The sequence below is a fragment of the Diaminobutyricimonas aerilata genome (genome assembly GCF_002797715.1).
Lineage (GTDB): Bacteria > Actinomycetota > Actinomycetes > Actinomycetales > Microbacteriaceae > Diaminobutyricimonas > Diaminobutyricimonas aerilata.
This window is the reverse complement of record NZ_PGFF01000001.1, coordinates 1,188,305-1,207,579: the sequence shown is the minus strand read 5'-3', so window position 1 is coordinate 1,207,579 and position 19,275 is coordinate 1,188,305. Positions and strand designations below refer to the sequence as shown.

15 protein-coding genes are annotated in these 19,275 nt (G+C 71.5%); 8 read left to right on the top strand and 7 right to left on the bottom strand.

Annotated features, from left to right (window positions below):
* Window positions 1–505: 505 nt before the first annotated feature.
* Together CLV46_RS05810 and nudC are read right to left on the bottom strand one after the other, a co-directional pair.
* The gene (locus tag CLV46_RS05810) at window positions 506–2,224 is read right to left on the bottom strand and encodes an ATP-dependent helicase (RefSeq protein ID WP_100363904.1); all 1,719 of its coding nucleotides are present in this window, start codon (window positions 2,222–2,224) and stop codon (window positions 506–508) included.
* Entirely contained in the window at window positions 2,218–3,150 is a 933-nt protein-coding gene (gene nudC, locus CLV46_RS05805; protein WP_100363903.1) for an NAD(+) diphosphatase, read from the bottom strand. Before nudC ends, CLV46_RS05810 begins: the two co-directional genes overlap by 7 nt.
* A 69-nt stretch (window positions 3,151–3,219) precedes the next feature.
* On the opposite strand from nudC, the gene CLV46_RS05800 reads away from it, so the two are divergent.
* Entirely contained in the window at window positions 3,220–4,212 is a 993-nt protein-coding gene (locus tag CLV46_RS05800) for a phosphotransferase (protein WP_100363902.1), read from the top strand.
* A 7-nt stretch (window positions 4,213–4,219) separates the two neighbouring features.
* Here CLV46_RS05800 and CLV46_RS05795 read toward each other — a convergent pair whose 3' ends face one another.
* Window positions 4,220–5,647 (bottom strand): MFS transporter, encoded by a 1,428-nt coding sequence (locus CLV46_RS05795; protein WP_245866565.1) that lies wholly within the window; start codon window positions 5,645–5,647, stop codon window positions 4,220–4,222.
* A 127-nt stretch (window positions 5,648–5,774) separates the two neighbouring features.
* On the opposite strand from CLV46_RS05795, the gene CLV46_RS05790 reads away from it, so the two are divergent.
* Entirely contained in the window at window positions 5,775–6,629 is an 855-nt protein-coding gene (locus tag CLV46_RS05790; protein ID WP_100363900.1) for a LysR substrate-binding domain-containing protein, read from the top strand.
* A 130-nt stretch (window positions 6,630–6,759) separates the two neighbouring features.
* Here CLV46_RS05790 and CLV46_RS05785 read toward each other — a convergent pair whose 3' ends face one another.
* A complete protein-coding gene (locus tag CLV46_RS05785; RefSeq protein ID WP_100363899.1) occupies window positions 6,760–9,915 on the bottom strand; it encodes an ATP-dependent helicase in 3,156 nt (1,051 codons plus the stop codon).
* On the bottom strand, window positions 9,908–12,973 hold the full coding sequence (locus tag CLV46_RS05780; RefSeq protein ID WP_100363898.1) for an ATP-dependent DNA helicase: 3,066 nt from the start codon (window positions 12,971–12,973) through the stop codon (window positions 9,908–9,910). Before CLV46_RS05780 ends, CLV46_RS05785 begins: the two co-directional genes overlap by 8 nt.
* Before the next feature lie 102 nt (window positions 12,974–13,075).
* Here CLV46_RS05780 and CLV46_RS05775 point away from each other — a divergent pair, with 102 nt between their 5' ends.
* Together CLV46_RS05775 and CLV46_RS05770 are read left to right on the top strand one after the other, a co-directional pair.
* Window positions 13,076–13,300, top strand: coding sequence for a DUF3107 domain-containing protein (locus CLV46_RS05775; RefSeq protein ID WP_100365916.1), 225 nt, complete (start codon window positions 13,076–13,078; stop codon window positions 13,298–13,300).
* A 1-nt stretch (window position 13,301) separates the two neighbouring features.
* Window positions 13,302–13,601: a hypothetical protein gene (locus CLV46_RS05770; RefSeq protein ID WP_100363897.1), complete on the top strand. Its 300-nt coding sequence runs from the start codon at window positions 13,302–13,304 to the stop codon at window positions 13,599–13,601.
* Window positions 13,602–13,622: 21 nt separating this feature from the next.
* Here the strand turns inward: CLV46_RS05770 and CLV46_RS05765 are convergent, their stop codons facing one another.
* Window positions 13,623–14,339, bottom strand: coding sequence for a ferritin-like fold-containing protein (locus CLV46_RS05765; protein WP_100363896.1), 717 nt, complete (start codon window positions 14,337–14,339; stop codon window positions 13,623–13,625).
* Between the two features lie 86 nt (window positions 14,340–14,425).
* Between CLV46_RS05765 and CLV46_RS05760 the strand changes: the two genes are divergently transcribed.
* A complete protein-coding gene (locus CLV46_RS05760; RefSeq protein WP_100363895.1) occupies window positions 14,426–15,868 on the top strand; it encodes a DEAD/DEAH box helicase in 1,443 nt (480 codons plus the stop codon).
* 316 nt (window positions 15,869–16,184) lie between these two features.
* Here the strand turns inward: CLV46_RS05760 and CLV46_RS05755 are convergent, their stop codons facing one another.
* Complete coding sequence (locus CLV46_RS05755; protein ID WP_100363894.1) at window positions 16,185–16,847, bottom strand: winged helix-turn-helix transcriptional regulator; 663 nt, start codon at window positions 16,845–16,847, stop codon at window positions 16,185–16,187.
* 68 nt (window positions 16,848–16,915) lie between these two features.
* Here CLV46_RS05755 and CLV46_RS05750 point away from each other — a divergent pair, with 68 nt between their 5' ends.
* The 3 genes from CLV46_RS05750 (at window position 16,916) to CLV46_RS05740 (ending at window position 19,251) form a co-directional block, all read left to right on the top strand.
* The gene (locus CLV46_RS05750; protein ID WP_342746101.1) at window positions 16,916–17,365 is read left to right on the top strand and encodes a VOC family protein; all 450 of its coding nucleotides are present in this window, start codon (window positions 16,916–16,918) and stop codon (window positions 17,363–17,365) included.
* 26 nt (window positions 17,366–17,391) lie between these two features.
* A complete protein-coding gene (locus CLV46_RS05745) occupies window positions 17,392–17,586 on the top strand; it encodes a hypothetical protein (RefSeq protein ID WP_100363893.1) in 195 nt (64 codons plus the stop codon).
* A gap of 180 nt (window positions 17,587–17,766) precedes the next feature.
* Window positions 17,767–19,251, top strand: a complete 1,485-nt coding sequence (locus CLV46_RS05740; RefSeq protein ID WP_100363892.1) for a dihydrolipoyl dehydrogenase family protein — start codon at window positions 17,767–17,769, stop codon at window positions 19,249–19,251.
* The last annotated feature ends 24 nt before the right edge of the window (window positions 19,252–19,275 follow it).

Genomic DNA, 19,275 nt, shown 5'->3' with positions numbered 1-19,275 from the left:
GCCGTCGACCGGGTACTGACCGCGGTCGGCCCGGCGCTCCTCGATCCGGCGCGACGTCGACGCCGGATCACCGTGTGCGGCACTGGGCGCGTCGCCGACACGGTGACCGGACTGCTCGCCGCCGAGGGCGACGCGGTCACCCGTGGCCGTGCCGATCAGCCGGAGCCGCCGCTTCCGGAGGTGGCGGTGCTCGTCGAGCACGGGGTCACGGCGCCTCGCTCCGCGGGCGCGTGGTTGCGTCGAGACATCGCCCATCTGCCGGTGGTCATCACCGGCAACGCCATCACGGTCGGCCCGCTCGTGGCGCCCGGCCGGTCGCCGTGTCTGCACTGCCTGGCACTGCACCGCGCAGACGACGACGCGGCGCACGTCGCGATCTCGGCGCAGGTGCTCGGGCGGCGGTTCGCGGAGCCGCCCCTGCTCGCCACCGAGGCGGCGGTCGCAGCCGTGCGGATGCTGCAGGACGGCGTTGCCGGCACGTCGTTGCTCGTGACGGCGGCCGGAGTCAGCCGGCGGACGTGGACACGGCATCCCGAGTGCGCGTGCTGGGACGCAACTCAGCGAGGAAACGACTCGGTTGCCGCATCGTCTGCCGATGCATCCCCTGCTCGGCCCACGACAGCTGCAGCCGCCGGCGCGCTCGCGTGATGCCGACGTACATGAGGCGCCGCTCCTCGTCGATCGCGTCGAAGCCCTTCGCGTACGAGATGGGCACGAGTCCTTCGCTCAACCCGACGAGGAACACCGTGTCCCACTCGAGCCCCTTCGCCGAGTGGAGCGTGGCGAGGGTCACCGCCGAGACGGTCGGCTCGTGCTGAGTCGCCTGGCGGGCGAAGAGGTCGTCGACGAACTCGCGCAGCGTCGTGCCCGCTGGCGCCTGCTCGGCGAGCCCCATGATCGCGTCGAGGGCCTCCCACTTCTCCCGCACCGCCCCGCGCGCCTCGGGCGCCTGCTGGCTCCACCCGAGCGAGCGCAGCACGTCGCTCACCGTCTTGAAGAGCGGTTCGTCCATGATCGACACCGACGCGCCCTTGAGCATCATGAGCGCCTCACGTACCTCGCGCCGTTCGAAGAAGCGGGTCGCGCCGCGCACCTGGTAGCTCACGCCCGCATCCGACAGCGCCGACTCGAGCGCCGCCGCCTGCACGTTGATGCGGTACAGCACGGCGATGCTCTCCGGCTTCTCCCCCTGCTCGACGAGCTTCTTGATCTGCTGGGCGACGGCGCGCGCTTCGGCGGAATCGTGCGGATGCGACGAGACCACCGGTTCCGGACCGCGCACGTCGGCGGCGGAGGCGAGTTCGAGCGCTCCGGCCCGGCCGCGCATCAGCCGGTTCGCGGTGTCGACGATCGCGGGCGTGGAGCGGTAGTTCTGCTCGAGGCGGATGACGACGGCGCGGTCGTGCTTCGACGGGAAGCCAAGCAGGTAGTCGCTCGAGGCGCCCGCGAACGAGTAGATGGTCTGGCTCGCGTCGCCGACGACGCACACGTCGTCGCGGTCGCCGAGCCACAGCTCGAGCAGCTGGTGCTGCAACGGCGACACGTCCTGGTACTCATCCACGACGAAGAACCGGTACTGCTCGCGCACCTGCTGGGCGACCCGCGGCTCCTGCTCGATCATGCCGGCGGTCGCCAGCAGCACGTCCTCGAAGTCGAGCTGACGCCGTTCGTCCTTGAGGTTCTCGTAGGCGAGTTGAACCTGCGCCGCGCGGTCGGGCGTCAGATCGCCCGGAAGCACTCGCGTGTGGGCGGCGCGCTCGTATTCCTCGATCGTGAGCCCGGAGACCTTGCGCCACTCGATCTCCGAAGCGAGGTCGCGCAGGGTCGCGGTGTCGAGCTTGAGGCGCATACCGTCCACCGCGTGGGCGAGCAGGCGCCCCTTGCTCTCGACGAGCTTGGGCAGCGAACCGCCGACGAGCTGCGGCCAGAAGTAGGACAGCTGCGACAGCGCCGCCGAATGGAAGGTGCGCGCGGACACCCCCGAGGTGCCGAGTGCGCGCAGCCGGGAACGCAGCTCCCCCGCGGCCCGGGTGGTGAAGGTGAGGGCCATGACGCGCCCGGGCGGGTAGACGCCGGTCGCCACGCCGTACGCGATGCGGTGCGTGATCGCCCGGGTCTTGCCCGTTCCGGCGCCGGCGAGGAGGCACACCGGTCCGAGCAGGGCCTCGGCCGCCCGGCGCTGCTCGTCGTCGAGCGCCTCGAGCAGTGCGTCGGCACTCACCATTCGATGCCGTCCTCGATGGGACCGCCGTACCACTGCTCGATGATCGCCCGCGCGATCGACGCGTGTCCGGGCAGCCCGATCTCGTCGAGTGACGCGGCGAGCTCTTCACGGGAGAACCACCGCAGATCGATGATCTCCTGGCCGTCGGGCACCGGTTGGGTCGAGGCGCCCTCGGCGACACGCGCGGTGAACCCGACCATGAGCGAGGCGGGGAAGGGCCACGGCTGGCTGCCGAGATATGTCACCTGGTCGACGCGGAGTCCCGACTCCTCGTGCACCTCGCGGGCGACGGCCGCTTCGAGGGACTCCCCCGGTTCGACGAAGCCCGCCAGCAGCGAGTACCGCTTGCCCGCCCACATCGCGTTGGCGCCGAGCAGCAGTCGGTCATCGGCATCGGTGACACCGACGATGATCGCCGCGTCGGTGCGCGGGAACAGGTCCTTGCCGTCGGTCGGGTCGATCCGCACCCAGCCCGCGCGCGCCGCCGTCGTGGGCGCACCCGAGCGCGGTGAGAAGCGATGCGTGGCGTGCCAGTTCGCCATCGCGAGCGCCTCGGTGAAGATGCCGGCATCGCGGGCGGGGAGCGCCGCTCCGACCGCTCGGAGTCCGACCCACTCGACCTCGCCGACGCCGGGCACGGTCCGCTCGTCGACGACGACCGCGACGACGGGCGTTCCGCCTGCGTCGCGCTCGTCCGGGAGGGTGCGCCCCAGGTAGACGCGCAGCACCGAGGAGTCGACGGGGAACGGAGGCACGAGGGCGAGGGATCCGTCGGTGCGCAGCGGCGCCGACCCGTCGTGGAGCGGCAGCACGAGCGTGGAGGCGTCCGCCCAGAGCTCGTCGAGCAGGTCGTCCCGCTGGCGGGAGACGTCGTCACGGTCGATCGCCGAGCGCGAGAGCGGAAGGCGGGAGGTGAACGACGACATGGCGACCAATCGAGTCCGAGTGTGCGTGGCGTGCGGCCCCGGCGCCGAACCCCGACCTACCCTGTCGGCATGGCCAGAACCCCTCTCACTCTAGCCGCGCTGGCGACAGCCGCCGTCGCGGACCTCGACGTGGTGGCCGCGTCCGGATACGGCGGCACCGGGGGGTCCGTCGACTCGGCCCTCATCACCGCGCGTGACGGTCGCCGACTCATCATCCGCGTGCCCCGCACAGCCGCGAGCGAGTCGGAGCAGTCCGCCGACCTCGTGGCCCTTCGCGCCCTGAGCGCCGGTATCCGCACCCGCCTGCCCTTCGCCGTCACCAACCCGCTCGGCCAGGTGCCCGTGGGCGAGACGCGCGGCATCGTGTACGACTTCCTCCCCGGAGGCAAGACCGGGCTGAACACCATCACGCCCGAACTCGCCGCCTCCATCGGACGCGCCGTCGCCGCCATCCACGGACTGCCGACGAGCTTCGTCGCCGACGCCGGACTCCCCTCCCTCGGCGCGATCGAGTGCCTGCGCGCGTCGGTGAGCCTCATCGACCGCGCGACGGCGACCGGACTGGTCCCGTCCGCCCTCATCTCCCGGTGGGAGCACGCGACCGAGGAGTCGACGATCTGGCAGTTCCAGCCGACCGTCATCAACGGCGCGCTGAGCGCTTCCTCCATCCTCAGTGAGCGCGATCAGGTCACAGGTGTGCTCGGATGGCAGGAGTTGCGCGTGGGCGACCCGGCCCGCGACCTCGCCTGGCTGTTCGGTGCCCGCGGCGAATGGGTGGCCGAGAACGCGCTCGAGGCCTACACCCGGGTGCGCGGCAGCATCGACCGGCAGGTGCGCCAGCGCGCCACCCTCTACGCCGAACTCGAGCTCGTGAAGTGGCTGCTGCACGGCACCCAGACCCGCAGCACCGAGATCGTCGACGATGCCGTGAACCTGCTCTCGGCGCTCGCCGACCGCGTGCACAGCGACATCATGAACCCGATCGGACCCGCCACCATGCCGACCGCGACGGTCGACGAGGTCGAGTCGCTGCTGCAGCGCTCGGAGCGCGCCGCCGGCTGAACCGCTCCTATTGGCGGGACAACGCGCCGGGCGACGCGACCGGGCGCGAGGTGCCGCGGCCGCGACGGAACGGGCGACGCGGGGTGCGGTCATCCGCCGGGCGGTTCGCCCGCCGCTTGCGCGGAACGATGCGCACGAACCCGCGACGGTGCAGCTCCACCCGCAACGTCAACTGACCCGAGCGGGCCAGCACCAGCCCGATGACGATCGCCGCGACGGCCGGCACGGCACCGGAGATGACGAGGGCGAGGCGCGGTCCGTAGTGCTCGGCGAGCCAACCGAGCAGCGGACCGCCGATCGCCTGCCCGCCCACGAGCACGAGGATGTAGAACGACATCACCCGCCCGCGGATGGCGAGGTTCGTCGAGAGCTGCGTCATCGACTCCGCCGCAGTCGCGAAGAGCAGTCGTGCCATGCCCACGCCGATCAGCAGCGGGAGGAACACAGCGACGAGCGGCACGAGACCCGCGGTCATCTGCAGGGCGCCGTAACAGAACGCGGCGATCACGATCGAGCGCAGTCGCAGGTTCATCCGCCGGGTCGACAGCAGCGCTCCGGTCAGTGCGCCGACCGCGACGAGGGAGTTGTAGAGCCCGTATCCGGTCGCGCCCGTGTAGTAGACCCGGTCGGCCATGCCGGCGAGCAGCGACGGTAGCGACATCCCGAACACCGAGACGAAGGCGAGCATCGTCAGGGGCCAGTAGATGGTCGGCTTCGACCGGATGTACCGCACCGCCTCGCGCACCTGCCCGGGCTTCCCGGGGACGCGCGGCGCGATGCGCAGCTCGGAGGTGCGCATGAGCAGCAGCGACGTGATCGTGATCACGGCGGCGGCGGCGTTGATGGCGATCGCCCACCCGGCACCGACCACGACGATGAGTACACCGCTGACGGCCGGTCCGAGCAGTCCGCCGAGGTGGAAGATCGATGCGTTGAGACTGATCGCATTGCGCAGGCGCGAATGGCCGACGAGCTCGTTGACGAAGACGCTGCGCGCCGGTCCGTCGAAGACCTGCAGCAGACCGATCACGAAGACGATGACGTACACGTGCCACAGCTCGACGGTCCCGGTGATCGCGAGGATGGCGAGGAGCCCGCTCAACAGCGCCACCACCGTCTGAATTGCGAGGATCATGTGCCGCTTCGAGACACGGTCGGCGACGACGCCGCCGACCGCACCCAGGAGCAGCATGGGCAGGAACTGCAGGGCGATCGTGAGGCCGACGAGCGCGACGTTGCCGGTCAGCTCGAGCACGAGCCAGTCGGTCGCGATGCGCTGCATCCACCCGGTCGTGTTCGCGACGAGCTGGGCGGTGACGTACAGGCGGTAGTTGTACGAACGGAGGGCGTCGAACGTGTCACGCCATTTCGGACGTTCGTTGAGGACGGGCAGCGGAGCGGTGACGGCGGCGGGGTCCGTCGGAGATAACGACAAAATCAGTTCCTGAACGCGTGTAATCGGTTTCGTGGCAGCAGTTCCAACTTAGGGTGAACGCGTTCATTGCCGGAAATAATCCCACCTATAACTAGGATTGGTGAAGCCAATACGAGGAGGACGACGCTTGTTCGACCCCGCCCTGCTGCGCACGTTCGTCGCGCTCGCGGAGACCCGCAGTTTCACGCACGCCGCCACGCGTCTGCAGCTCAGTCAGCCGACGGTCAGTCAGCAGATCCGCCGACTCGAACACGCCGCCGGTCGCGTTCTCGTCGCTCGTGACACCCGGGCCGTTGGTCTCACGGACAACGGCGAGGCGATGCTCGGCTTCGCGCGCAGCATCCTCGCCGCCCACGATCAGGCGGCGAGCTACTTCACCGGATCGGCGATGCGCGGACGGCTCCGCTTCGGCTCGGCCGACGACCTCGCCCTCACCCAGTTGCCGCAGATCCTGCGCGACTTCCGACAGCTGTATCCGCAGATCAACCTCGAGTTGACGGTGTCGCAGAGCGGCACGTTGACCCGGCGGTTGCAGGCGGGACAGCTCGACCTCGTGTTCGTCAAGCGGGAGGCCGGCGACACCGCGGGCAGGCTCGTGCGTCGCGATCGGATGGCGTGGGTCGCGCACCGGGACATGAACCTCGATGGCACCGCGCCGGTTCCGCTCATCGCCTACCCGTCGCCGAGCCTCAGTCGTACCGCGGCGATCGCCGCCCTTGAGGAGGCGGGCCGCACGTGGCGCATCACCTGCAACGTGCGCGAGGTCAACGGCGCACTCGCCGCCGCACGGGCCGGCATCGGCATCGTCGTGCTGCCGCAGACGCTCATCCCCGGCGACCTCGCCGCGGTCGGCGAATCGCTCGGGCTGCCGGCCCTCGGCGACATCGATTTCGCCCTCGTCGACAACCCGAGCGCGGCGCGGGAGCCGGTCGAGGCGCTCATGACGGCGATCCTCACGCGATCGGGGAACCTGCAGCGCTGAGGCCCGCCGCGGGGGTCTCGATACGGCGGCTCCGCGCGCCTACTCGACCAGCGGGGACGGCGGGCGTCGGGCGGTCTCGATACGGCGGCTCCGCGCGCCTCCTCGACCGGCGTGATGGTGGGATCCGCGATCAGGCGACGAGGGCGGCACGCCAGCGGGCGACGAGCTCCTCTTCGTCTTCGAGACGGTCGGGGCGGATGACCCGGTCGTCGGCGACGAAGTAGAAGACCGCGTCGACGTCCGCCGGATCGATGCCCCGCCACCGCGCGTAGGCGAGCCGGTACAGGGCGAGCTGCAGGCGCTTCGCGGCGAGGTCGTCGGCGGTCGTCGGCGCCCGACCGGTCTTCCAGTCGACGATCTCGATGCGCCCGTTCCGCTCGAACACGGCGTCGATCTTGCACACGACGACCTGCCCGGCGAGCACGAGGTGCACCTCCCGCTCCACCTCGATCGGTTGGAGCGCCCCCCACTCCGATCGTTCGAACGTCGCCTGCAGCTCGGCGAACCGGTCGCGATCCACGCCGTCGCCGAGGTCGAGCTCGTGCGCGAACGCATCGACGAGGTCACCGGAGGCCGCGCCGGTCGCCCGCGCCTCCACCCAGCCGTGGAAGAGCGTGCCGAGCCGGGTCGCCCGGTACGGGCGCTCCGGCAACGGCCGCCGCAGTTCGCGGGCGATCGCGGCCGGGTCGCCGACGAAGTCCTTGAACCGTGAGGCGGGGATGCGCGCCGGCACCGAGACCCGGTCGGCGCGGGAGAGCCGGGCGGCGCGTTCGGCGAGCAGGAGTTCCAGGTCGCGCGCGTACGGTCCCGCGGCGGCGGGCTCGGCGACCGTCACCTGCGTGGCCGCGGCCTCGACACGCGGCCGGCGATGTCCGAGCGGGTCGCGCGGCCAGGTGAACCGCGACACGAGCTCGCCGAGCGGGTTCTCCTCGAGCTCCTCCGGCCCCTCCGGCAGCGCGGGGACGAGTCCGGCCTCCGCGAGTTCGACCAGGAACGGACTCGGCTTCCGCCATGCCGTCTGGGTCGCCCAGTACGACGCCGAGAGCAGCAGCCGGTGCCGCGCCCGGGTGACCGCGACGTAGGCGAGGCGGCGTTCCTCCCGGACGAACCGCTCCCCCACCTCGGCCTTGAATTCCGCGAGAGCGGTCTTCAGCTCCTTGCGGTCGCGGGCGCCGCGCCAGCCGAACACGGGCAGCTCCCCGACGTCGCCGCGGAACTCGTACGGCAGTCCGCCGAACGCGACCCATCCGCCCGTGCCCTCGAGCGGTTTCGAGGGCAACTCGTCGGCGACGAGCCGCGGCACGGCGACGAGGTCCCACTCGAGGCCCTTCGACCCATGGACGGTGAGGATCTGCACGGTGCCGGGCTCCGGGTCCTCCGGCCTCGGCGACAGGTCGTCGCGTTTCTCCGCCTCGCGCAACCAGGAGAGGAATCCGCCGAGCGTGGCGACGTCGTCGATGGCCACGTACGACGCGATCGCGTCAAAGAGCGCCTCGATGTTGGCCGACCCGACCGGTCGGGCCTCGTTCGCCGCGACTTCGATGTCGAGCCGCAGTTCCTGCAGCACGTGCCCGACGAAGTCGACGAGCTCGAGCCCGGCGCGCTCGCGGAGCCGGCGGAACAGACGCCCGGCGTCGCGCAACCGTTCCAGACCGACCGGACTGAACCGGGTCAGCTCTCGGTGATCGTCGCGCGCGTGGGCGACGAAGTCGAGCGCGTCGACGATGCTGCGCCCCTCGCCGTCGGCGAGCGAGGCGCGCATTCCCGCGCGCACGTCGTCGTCGAAGGAGCGCTGGGCGTAGTCACGGTCGCGCAGCCAGTCGCCGACGTCGCGCAGCGCGGCGAGATCCTTCGCGCCGAGCCGCCACCGCGACCCCGCGAGCAGCCGCAGCAGCGGCGAGCCCGCCGTGGGATCGTGCACGACGGTGAGCGCGCAGACGAGATCCGCGATCTCGGGCTCGGCGAGCAGACCGCCGACGCCGAGCACGTGCGTCGGGATGCCCGCGTCGCGCAAGGCGGTCAGGAAGAAGGGCAGCGTCTTGCGTGTGCGTAGCAGCAGAGCCGCCGACGGCGGCGGCTCCCCCGGCGGCGTCTGCAGGCGCGTGGCGAACCAGCGGGCCACCGCAGACGCCTCGTCGATGACGGTCTGCTGCACCGAGAGGTCGACGGGCAGCTCGCTCGCCCGCGGACCCGGCTGAAGCGTCGCGACGGGCACGCGGGACAGCGCCGACAGCGGCGCGGCGATCGTGTTGGCGACGTCGAGGATGCGCGTGCCGTTGCGCCAGCTCGTCGAGAGCGAGAACGCGGGGACGCTGCCGCCGGCGAAGTCGTGCCCGAACTGCTCGAGATTCGCCGCGCTCGCGCCTCGCCAGCCGTAGATCGACTGGTGCGGGTCACCGACGGCCATCACGGCGTGGCCCCGGAACGCGGCGGCGAGCAGGCGGGTCTGCACGACGCTCGTGTCCTGGTATTCGTCGAGCAGCACGACCTTGTGCCGCTCCCGCAGTTCCTCCCCGAGCTTCGGGAACGTCTCCAGGATGCGCAGCGCGAGGGCGACCTGGTCCGAGTACTCGACGAGTCCGCGGCGCACCTTCGCATCGGCGTACTCGCCGGCGAGATCGAGCAGCATCGGCAGGTGCAGCACCTCGCGCATCCGGTTCATGTCGTCCTCATAGGCGGCCCCGCGCGGCCCGAGAGGCAGCTCGTCGATCGAGGCGAACTGCCGGGTGAAGGCACGCACGCGCTCCGGATCGACGGTGTTCTCGCCGAGCGCCGTGCTCACCCGCAGCACGGCGGCCGTGACCACGTCGATGCTCTTGTCGAGCTCCCGCAGGGCCGGATGCGCGCTGCGGATGACGATCGACCGCGCGAGCTGCCAGGCGGACGCGTCGGAGAGCACGGCCCCGTCGTTCTCGCGGCCGAGCAGGGCCGCGTTGTCGCGGTACAGGGTGTTCGCGAACGAGTTGTAGGTCGCGACGACGGCCGGCTCGAACTCGTCGTACTCGGGGGCGAGTCCGACGGCGGCGAGGCGGCGGATGCGGTCGAGCAGCCGGTGGCCCAGCTCCCCCGCCGCCTTGCGCGTGAAGGTGAGGCCGAGCACCTCGCCCGCGCGCACGTGACCGTTCGCGAGTAGCCACAGCACGCGGTTGGCCATCGTCTCGGTCTTGCCGCTGCCCGCGCCGGCGACGACGAGGGTGGGTTCGAGCGGCGCCTCGATCACGGCCCGCTGTTCGGGGGTCGGCGGCGGGTTGCCGAGGGCCGCCGCGATCTCGAGCGCGTCAGTCACCGGTCACCGATCCGACGATGTGCCAGCGGAACTTCTCGTTGCCGGGGCGGAACTCGTCGAGCTCCAGCAGCCCCTCGAATTCGGCCGCGGCGATGAGCCGCGCCGCGCGGGTGATGCGCTCCTTGAAGGCCTCGAGCCCTTCGTCACCGAAGGGCGGCTGCACGGCGAGCGTGTAGGGCCGGCTCTTCGTGCCCTTCTTGACGAACAGCAGGGCCGCGCCGCCTGGCGCGTGCCCGTCGGCGAGTCCCTCGACGACACCGGAGGCGTAGGCGGCCTGATAGGCCTCGAGCTGCGCGTCGCCGTCGGCCTTCTTCGCCTGCCCGGTCTTGAGGTCGATGATCACGACGCGACCGTCGGCGGCCTGTTCGACGCGGTCGATCTTGCCGCGCACGACAGCACGGTCGATCTCGAGTTCGAAGGACTGCTCGGCGGAGACGAAGCGGTTGCCGGATGCGGTGGTGTCGGTGAGGTAGGCGGCCATCGCCTCGACCATGCGCCGGGCCAGGCGCTGCTCGCGTTCAGCCACCCACGGCGACTCGAAGGCGAGCTCGCCCCACCGCTCCTGCACGCGCGCCCACAGCGAGTCGGCATCCGGGGCCTCGCTCGTCTCGAGGGCCCAGTGCAGCACGTTGCCGAGCGTGAGCGCGGTCGACCCGGAGTCGCCGGCGACGCGGTCGACGAACCAGTGCAGCGGCGCCTCCTCGAGACGATCGATCGACGAAGGAGACACCGGCACACGCACCTCCGGGTCGTCGAGGTCCCACAGCGGAGCGTCGGTCGAGACCGGCAGCAGCCCGCCCCACTGCTCGGGCGCGGCGCCGGGCACCTGCTCGCGAGCGAGCAACGCGAGGCCCGACGCGGCGGCGGAGCGCACCGGGGCCGGCACGCCCGGGGCAGTGAGGTCGCGCCGCATCCGGCCGACGGTCGCCCGCAACGACAGCGGCCGCACGGCGGTCGCGTCGAGGCGCTCGACATCCGGGGGGAGCAGCCCGAACAGCACGCTCGGCGCCTCATCGTCGTTGACGACGGCGCCGACGATGACCCGCTCGCGGGCACGCGAGATCGCGAGCGCGAACAAGCGCAGCTCGTCGTCGCGCACGAGCCGGCGTTCGTCGAGCTGCGCGTCCGCCTCGCCGGTGACGACGCGCACGAGCTGCTGGGCGCCGAGCAGCGAGCCGCGCAGCCGCAGGTTCGGCCATACGCCCTCCTGCACGTCGGCGACGACGACGATCCGGTATTCGCTGCCGACGACACCGGAGGGCGTCGTGACGAGCACCGCGTCCTCCCGCGCCTGCGGGGTGAGCAGGTCTTCGGGCACCTCCGCGTCGAGCAGGCTATCGACGAACGCGCGCGGTTCGTCTTCGGGTCGCCGCTCGACGAAGCGCCGAGCCGAGGTGAACAGGGCGAGCACCCCGTCGAGGTTGCGGTTCGCCTCCTCCGCGGTCACCCCCGCCGAGAGCGCCTCTTCGCCCCATCGCTCGGCCAGGCGGCTGCGCTCCCACGCGGTCCAGAGCAGCTCCTCGATCGTGCCGCCGCGGGCGGCGAGCGCGGCGACCGCCTGGAGCGTGCCGGCCAGGCGGGTCGCCGAGCGTCCGACTCGATGGTCGATGGTCGCGAGCCGGGCCGGGTCGCCGAGCGCCTCGACGAGCAGCTCGCCGCTCGCGCGCGACCCGCCGCCCGCAAGCTCCTCCGCGCGCAGCGCGAGCCGGAGCGTGCGCAACCCCAGCCGATCGAGCCCGCCGAACGGTGACAGCAGCAGCTCGCTCGCGACCTGCTCGTCGAGCTCCGTGCGCCCGAGGGCGACCGCGGCGATCGTGAGGAGCGTGCGCGCGGCGGTGTCGTCACGCAGGGCGCGACCGCCGCCGGAGCCGCGCGCAGGCACCTCGGCGAGGGTGAGGGCACGGGCCACCTCCGCCAACCGCGAGCCGCTGCGCACGACGACGACCATGTCGGTCCATGCGCATCCGTTCTCGAGGTGCTCCTCGCGCAACCGGCGGGCGATCGCGGCGTACTGACGCGCGGGGGTCGGCGCCTCCACGACCGCGATCGGATGCGGGTGGTCGGCGGCGCGGGAGGCGGCGGCACGCTGGGTGCCGGCCGCGGCGGCGCCGACGCGGGCCACCACGGAGCTGAGGGCGGCCCGCAGGGCGGGACCGTGCCGGTGCACGCCGTCGAGGGTGAGGGTGCGAGGGGCGAGGCGCGCGAGGCCGGACGCCTCGCCGCCGCGGAATCCGTTCGTCGCGACATCCGGATCGCCGAAGGCGAGCACCGCGACGCCGCGGTCGGCGAGCGCCCGCACGAGCGTGAGCACCGACTCGGTCGCCTCCTGGGCGTCGTCGAGCAGTACGAGGCGCAGCGGGCCGAGGTCGACGCCCGCGCGGATCGACGCGGCGGCGGCCGACAGCAGCTCCGCCGGGTCGAGGGAGGCCGCGCCGGTGTTCGCGAGCACGGCGGCGTACTCGCGGGCGAACGCGCCGGCGGCGACCCACTCGGGGCGGTCGTGTTCGCGACCGAGGGCCGCAAGCCGCTGCGGGGCGACCCCGTACTCCGTCGCCCGCATGAGCAGTTCCCGCAGCTCGGTGCGGAATGTGCGCAGCGCGCGCACGTCGGGCCCGAGGTGGTCGGGCCAGGCAGGGCCGCTTCCTTCCTCGGCGTGCCCCTCGAGGAGTTCGCGGATGAACGCGTCCTGCTCGCCACCGGTCAGCAGGGTCGGCGGGTCGCCGAGGTCGTCGCTGCGGGTGATCCGGAACGCGAACGAGGTCGGCGTGCGGGCGAGCGGGCCGCTCGTCGGCACGCCCAAGCGCAGGGCGAGCCGGTCACGCAACCGCGTCGCGGTCGCGCGGGACGGCGCGAGCACGAGCAGCTCGTCGGTGCTCCAGCCCTTCTCGAGCACGCGTTGTGCGACGGCCTCGATGAGGGTCGTCGTCTTGCCGCTGCCGGGCGCGCCGAGCACGACGGCGCTCGCGTCGGCGGGCAGTTCGAGCACGGCTCGTTGCGACGGATCGAGCGCGACCGGAGGCTCCGGCGGCGTCGGCGCGACGAATCCCCGGATGACCACGCAGCCACGCTAATCGGCCACGCCGACATCCGCCGACCGCCGGCGTGTCTGCCCTCAGAGAACGTGGCCGAACCCCGCGTGCAGGGCCGGTACTCTGACGACGTGGACATTCGCATCGGCATCACCAACAGCCCCCGGGAGATCTCGTTCGAGACGTCGCAGAGCCCCGCGGAGATCGAACAGCAGGTCGCGGCCGCCCTCGACAGCGACAGCCGTTACCTCAAGCTGAGCGACGACAAGGGTCGCATCTACATCGTGCCGACCGCATCGCTCGGCTATGTCGAGGTCGGCGCGGAGGAATCCCGCCGCATCGGCTTCGTCGCCTGACATGGAGCTGCTCTTCGTCACCGTGATCGCCGCGGGCATCGGCCTGCTGGTGCGGATGGTGGTGCCGGGACGCAACGAGTACGGGCTGCTGCTCATCCCCGCCGTCGCGGCGGCGGTGACGGCGGCGGTCTGGGTCGCGCTGGTGTGGCTCGGACTCACGTTCGACGGCGGTTGGATCTGGGCGATCAGCCTCGTGCTCGGCGGTGCCGCCGCGCTCGCCTTCGCCGTGCTGCTGCCGCGCCGTCGTGAGAAGCACGACGAGCGGATGCTGCAGAGCCTCCTGAGCGGCAAGACGGCCTGACGCCGCTCCGCTTCAGCGGGCTCACGCGGTCAGGCCGAGCGCATCCATCCGGCGGGTGTGCGCCGCGATCAGTTCGGTGAAGACGGGCTCGATCCGGGCCTCGTCGGTGTCGTGATTGGCGCCGAAGACGAGCGCGGATCGGGCGACGAGCATCGTGTCTCCGACGAGTCGTCGCCCCCACATCGCGAGGCGGGAACCGAGCCGCGGATTCGCGTCGATGCCGGCCTGGATGAGCGCGACGAGGTCTTCGGATCCGGACGGGCGGCGGAACACCGCGACCGAGCGGGTGGCGGCCTCACCGGTGTAGCCGGCGCCGAGCAGCACGAAGAAGTCGTCGAGGAACCCGGCGGTCACGTAACACGTGACGAGGTTCTCGTACCAGTCGTTCCCCCGCGTCACGCGCTGGAACTCGTCGACGCCCGCCCGGAAGGGCTCCATCGCCTTCGCGGGGTCGTCGCCGCGTCGTACGATCTCGGCGACGAGCGCCTCGTGCTTGTCGAGCGCGCGGTCGGCGACCCGGGCGAGGGCGATCTTCGCCTCGGTCGTGGGCGCGGAGGCGACGACGTGGCCGAGCGTCTCGAAGAAGGTGAGCTGGAGGTACGCCGCTTGCGCGAGGTAGGCGGGCAGCTTCGGGCTGAGCTCGTGCAGATCCACCCGTTCCATGGCGCGCTGGTCGTTGCGCGGCTTCAGACGCGGAGCGTCGAGCCGCTCACGGGCGCGACGGAACCAGGAGACCACGAGCCCAGTGTAGGTGTCGGCGCCCCCGTGCCCGCGCCACCCCGGTAGAATGGCCGTGCCATCCCAATAGACAGGCTTTCTCTCCTTTGACTTTCTCCGATCTCAACATCGACCAGGACCTGGTCGACGCTCTCGCCTCCCACGGCATCGTCGAACCGTTCCCCATCCAGAGCCAGACCATCCCCCTCGCCCTCTCGGGCCAGGACATCATCGGTCAGGCCAAAACCGGCACCGGCAAGACCTTCGGATTCGGCCTCCCGCTCATCCAGCGCCTCGGGCTCAACCCCGAGCCGGGCGTCAAGGCGCTCGTCGTCGTCCCCACGCGCGAACTGTGCGTGCAGGTCGCCGAGGACCTCACGCTCGCCACCGCCAACCGCGACACGAAGGTCGTCGCCGTCTACGGCGGCAAGGCCTACGAAGGCCAGGTCGAGCAGCTCAAGGCCGGCGCCCAGATCGTGGTCGGCACCCCCGGCCGCCTCCTCGACCTCGCCGGGCAGCGACTGCTCTCCCTCACCAACGTCGAGGTCATGGTGCTCGACGAAGCCGACAAGATGCTCGACCTCGGCTTCCTGCCCGACGTCGAGAAGCTGTTCGCGCAGACCTCGTCGACGCGTCACACGATGCTGTTCTCCGCCACGATGCCCGGACCGGTGGTCGCCCTCGCGCGCCGCTTCATGAACCGGCCGATCCACATCCGCGCCACGGACCCGGACGAGGGACTGACGCAGGCGAACATCAAGCACGTCATCTATCGGGCGCACTCGCTCGACAAGGACGAGGTGATCGCGCGCATCCTGCAGGCCGAGGGCCGCGGCAAGACCGTCATCTTCACCCGCACGAAGCGCGCCGCGGCGAAGCTCGTCGAAGAACTCAACGACCGTGGCTTCAACGCCGCCGCCGTCCACGGTGACCTCAATCAGGAGCAGCGCGAGCGCGCCATGGCCGCGTTCAAGGCGGGCAAGAAGGACATCCTCATCGCGACGGATGTGGCGGCACGCGGGATCGACGTCAACGACGTCACGCACGTGATCAACCACACCATCCCGGACGACCACGACACCTACCTGCACCGCGCCGGCCGCACCGGCCGTGCGGGAAAGACGGGCATCGCGGTCACGTTCGTCGACTGGGACGACCTGCACAAGTGGGCACTCATCAACCGGGCGCTCGACTTCGGTCAGCCCGAGCCGGTCGAGACCTACTCGTCGTCGCCGCACCTCTACACCGACCTCGACATCCCCGCGGGCGTCAAGGGCCGGCTCAAGCCGAGCCCCGCGGCGCCCAACACGGAGAAGCCGCCGCGTGCCGAGGGCGAGGAGCGCCCCGCGCGCTCGCGCAGCCGGCAGCGCACCCGCGGCGGATCCGGCTCGGGTTCGGGTTCCTCGGGCGACGCCTCGGCACCGGCCGCGACCGCGGAGCGCTCGGCGGAAGGTGGAGGCGCACACGATGGCGGCGCCCCGACCCGCCGTCGTCGCACGCGCCGTCGCCGCCCGTCCGGCGGCGCCGCGCCGGCCGCGCCTCAGGCGTAGTCGCACAGGTCTACGGGAGGGGTCGGCGTTCGCGCCGGCCCCTTTTCCATGTGCCGCGCATCTTTCGTCGGCACGGCGGATTGTGCGCGGCGCGAACCTCCGTCCCGCGCCTGGGAGCGCGAGTTGGCGACGATGACCCGGAGTGGAGCACGTTTCGGGTCGAGATCGCCCCCTCGCGGCCGACGTCGTTGCTGCTGACGGTCACGGAGACGAACAACCCGCCAGATGCTCCGGCACGCGGGAGCTTCGGGGTCGACCCGGCCTGGATATGTAGTGCTGCGATCTCGTCGTGGCGGCGGAGCCGGCGCCGCGCGCGCTACGCCGTCTGATCGACCGGGAGCGTCGGGAGTGCGAAGCGCTTCAGGAACGCGCCAGCCGCGGCGCGGTCGCCCTGGATGCGCAGCTCGCCCGACTCGAGCGCGTCGTCGAGTTCGCGCCGCTCGAACATGACGGATCGGATCACGGATTCCGCGCCCTCGATCGTCACCGCGGGTTCGGCGCCGGCGGCGCGGGCGACCTGGAGGTGCTCGCCCTCGACCCGCACGTCGAACGCGTCGCGCACGAGCTTCAACCGCACGGAGCCGGCGAAGCCGTCGGCGCCCGGCACGAAGAGCGCCTTGAGTGCGAGGGCGAAGGCGTCGTTGCTCATCTCCGATCCGGGCTCGAGCGGGGTCAGTGCGCCCCACCGCGCCATCGCGACGAGCACCGGTTCGAGGGCGTGACCGGCGGCCGTGAGCTCGTAGGCGTGCGTGCTCGCCGGGGGGCCGAGGAGAGTGCGTCGCACGATCCCGGCCGCCTCGAGGTCGCGCAGGCGTTGGCTCAACACGTTCTGGCTGATTCCGCGCAACCCGGCGCGCAGATCGGTGAATCGCTTCGGTCCGAAGACCAGTTCGCGCACGACCAGGAGCGCCCATCGTTCACCGACCACGTCGAGCGATCGGGCGATGCCGCAGGCATCTTCACGTTTTTTCGCCGTCACGGGAATAGAGTACGCCGTCCGCACAGTTCACTCCTCCATCAGGATCACCTGGTCCTAAATAAGGAGCAATGGACATCATGGAACTCAAGCTCGAAGTCGTCATCCTCCCCGTCACGGACGTGGACCGCGCAAAGGCCTTCTACCAGCGCCTCGACTTCCGCCTCGATGCGGACTTCGTCATCGACGAGGGCTACCGGATCGTGCAGTTGACCCCTCCCGGGTCATCCGCGTCGATCATCTTCGGCACCGGCACGCTCAACGCCTCGGCGGCACCCGTCGGCGGACTGCTCGCCGCCGTGCCCGACATCGAGGCGGCCCGCGCCGACATCGCCGCTCGTGGCATCGAGATCTCCGAGATTTTCCACGAGGCCGACCCGTTCGTGCGGGAGGGCGCCCAGTACCGCATCCCCGGCGCACATCCGGAGCGTGCGAGCTACAGCTCGTTCGCGACCTTCAGCGACCCGGATGGCAACAGCTGGCTCCTCCAGGAGATCACCGACCGCCTCCCCGGTCGCTGATCACCTACGGCGAAGGAGAAGGAGCGATGGACAACGTGACGAACGAGGTGATCCTCGACCTCCTCACCGCCGCCGCGGATGCGCACGGCGTATTCGAGGCGGAGGAGCTGGGCGGCGTCTACGACGAGGAGTGGCCCGCGTGGTACGCGGCACACATGACCGAAGGCCTCGCCGCCCGCGGCTACCGGCTGGTGGCAGAGCCGGCGACGCCGAGCGCGTGAACGACTGAGAAGGATCACCACCATGTCGATCTACGAGGAGCTCTTCATCAGAGAGATCGAGATCGCTCCCCTGCGAGCGACTGCCGGCCGCGAGAACGACGCGGTCGGCAGTCGCCCGCCGGCACCCCCGACGGCGTCGACCACGGCAACACCCGCACCCCGCAGAAAGCACTGAACACCATGACCAACACCGAGACCACGCGCACCGAGGAATACGACGTCGTCGTACTGGGAGGTGGCGCCGTGGGCGAGAACGTCGCCGATCGGGCCGTCCAGGGCGGCCTCACGGCCGTCATCGTCGAGCACGAGCTGCTGGGAGGCGAGTGCTCCTACTGGGCGTGCATGCCCTCGAAGGCGCTCCTGCGCTCCGCCGCCGCTCTCCGCGCCGCTCGAGCGGTGCGCGGCGCGGCTGAGGCCGTCACGGGCGACCTCGACGTGCAGGCGGTCCTCGCCCGCCGCGACTCCTTCACGAACAACTGGTCGGATGCGGGCCAGGTCGCGTGGGCCACGGGTGCGGGTATCGACCTGCTGCGCGGCCACGGACGGATCAGCGGGACGCGTGAGGTGACCGTGCACACGCCGGACGGAGGCACCGTCGTGCTCCGTGCACGTCAGGCGGTCGCCATCGCGACCGGCTCCGACGCGTACATCCCCGACATCGAGGGGCTGCGCGAGGCACGGCCGTGGACGAGTCGGGACGCGACGAGCGTCAAGGAGGTGCCGGCGAGTCTCGTGATCATCGGCGGCGGAGTCGTCGCCGCCGAGATGGCCACCGCCTACGCCGGGTTCGGCACGCGCGTGACGTTGATCTCGCGCGGTGCCCTTCTCGCGGGCATGGAGCCCTTTGCGGGTGAGCGCGTGACCGCCGCCCTGCGCGAGAACGGCGTCGACCTCCGCCTGCAGACGGAACCGTCACGGGTCGCCCGCACCGACCACGGTTTCGCGATCGAGACCTCCGCCGGCGACACCGTGGAGGCCGAGCAGCTTCTCGTCGCGGCGGGTCGTGCGCCCCGGTCGGTCGACATCGGGCTCGAGACGATCGGGCTGCGACCCGGCACGTGGCTCGACACCGACGACACGCTCCTCGTGCCCGGCTTCGACTGGCTCTACGCGGTGGGCGACATCAACCATCGCGCGCTGCTCACGCACCAGGGCAAGTACCAGGCTCGCGCCGCGGGGGACGTCATCGTCGCGCGAGCCATCGGTCGGGACGTCTCCGATGCCCGCTGGGGTGCCCACGTGGCGAGTGCCGATCACGGCGCCGTGCCCCAGGTGACCTTCACCGATCCGGAAGTCGCCTCCGTCGGGCTCACGGCGGAGGCCGCCATCGCCGCGGGCCACCGCGTGCGCGCGGTCGACTACGACCTCGGCTGGGTGGCCGGAGCGAGCCTGCACGCCGACGGGTACCGCGGCCAGGCCCGTCTCGTCGTGGACGAGGACCGCTCGGTCGTGCTCGGCGCGACCTTTGTCGGCCCGGACGTCGCGGAGCTCCTGCAGGCGGCCACCGTCGCGATCGTCGGGGAGGTGCCGCTCGATCGCCTCTGGCACGCCGTGCCCGCCTACCCCACGGTCAACGAGATCTGGCTGCGCCTCCTCGAGACCTACGGACGCGAGAGCGCCATCCCGAAGAACCGTGAACGCGCGGACCTGACGCCCGTCGACTGACAACCGTCCGTCCCCCTCCCCCAC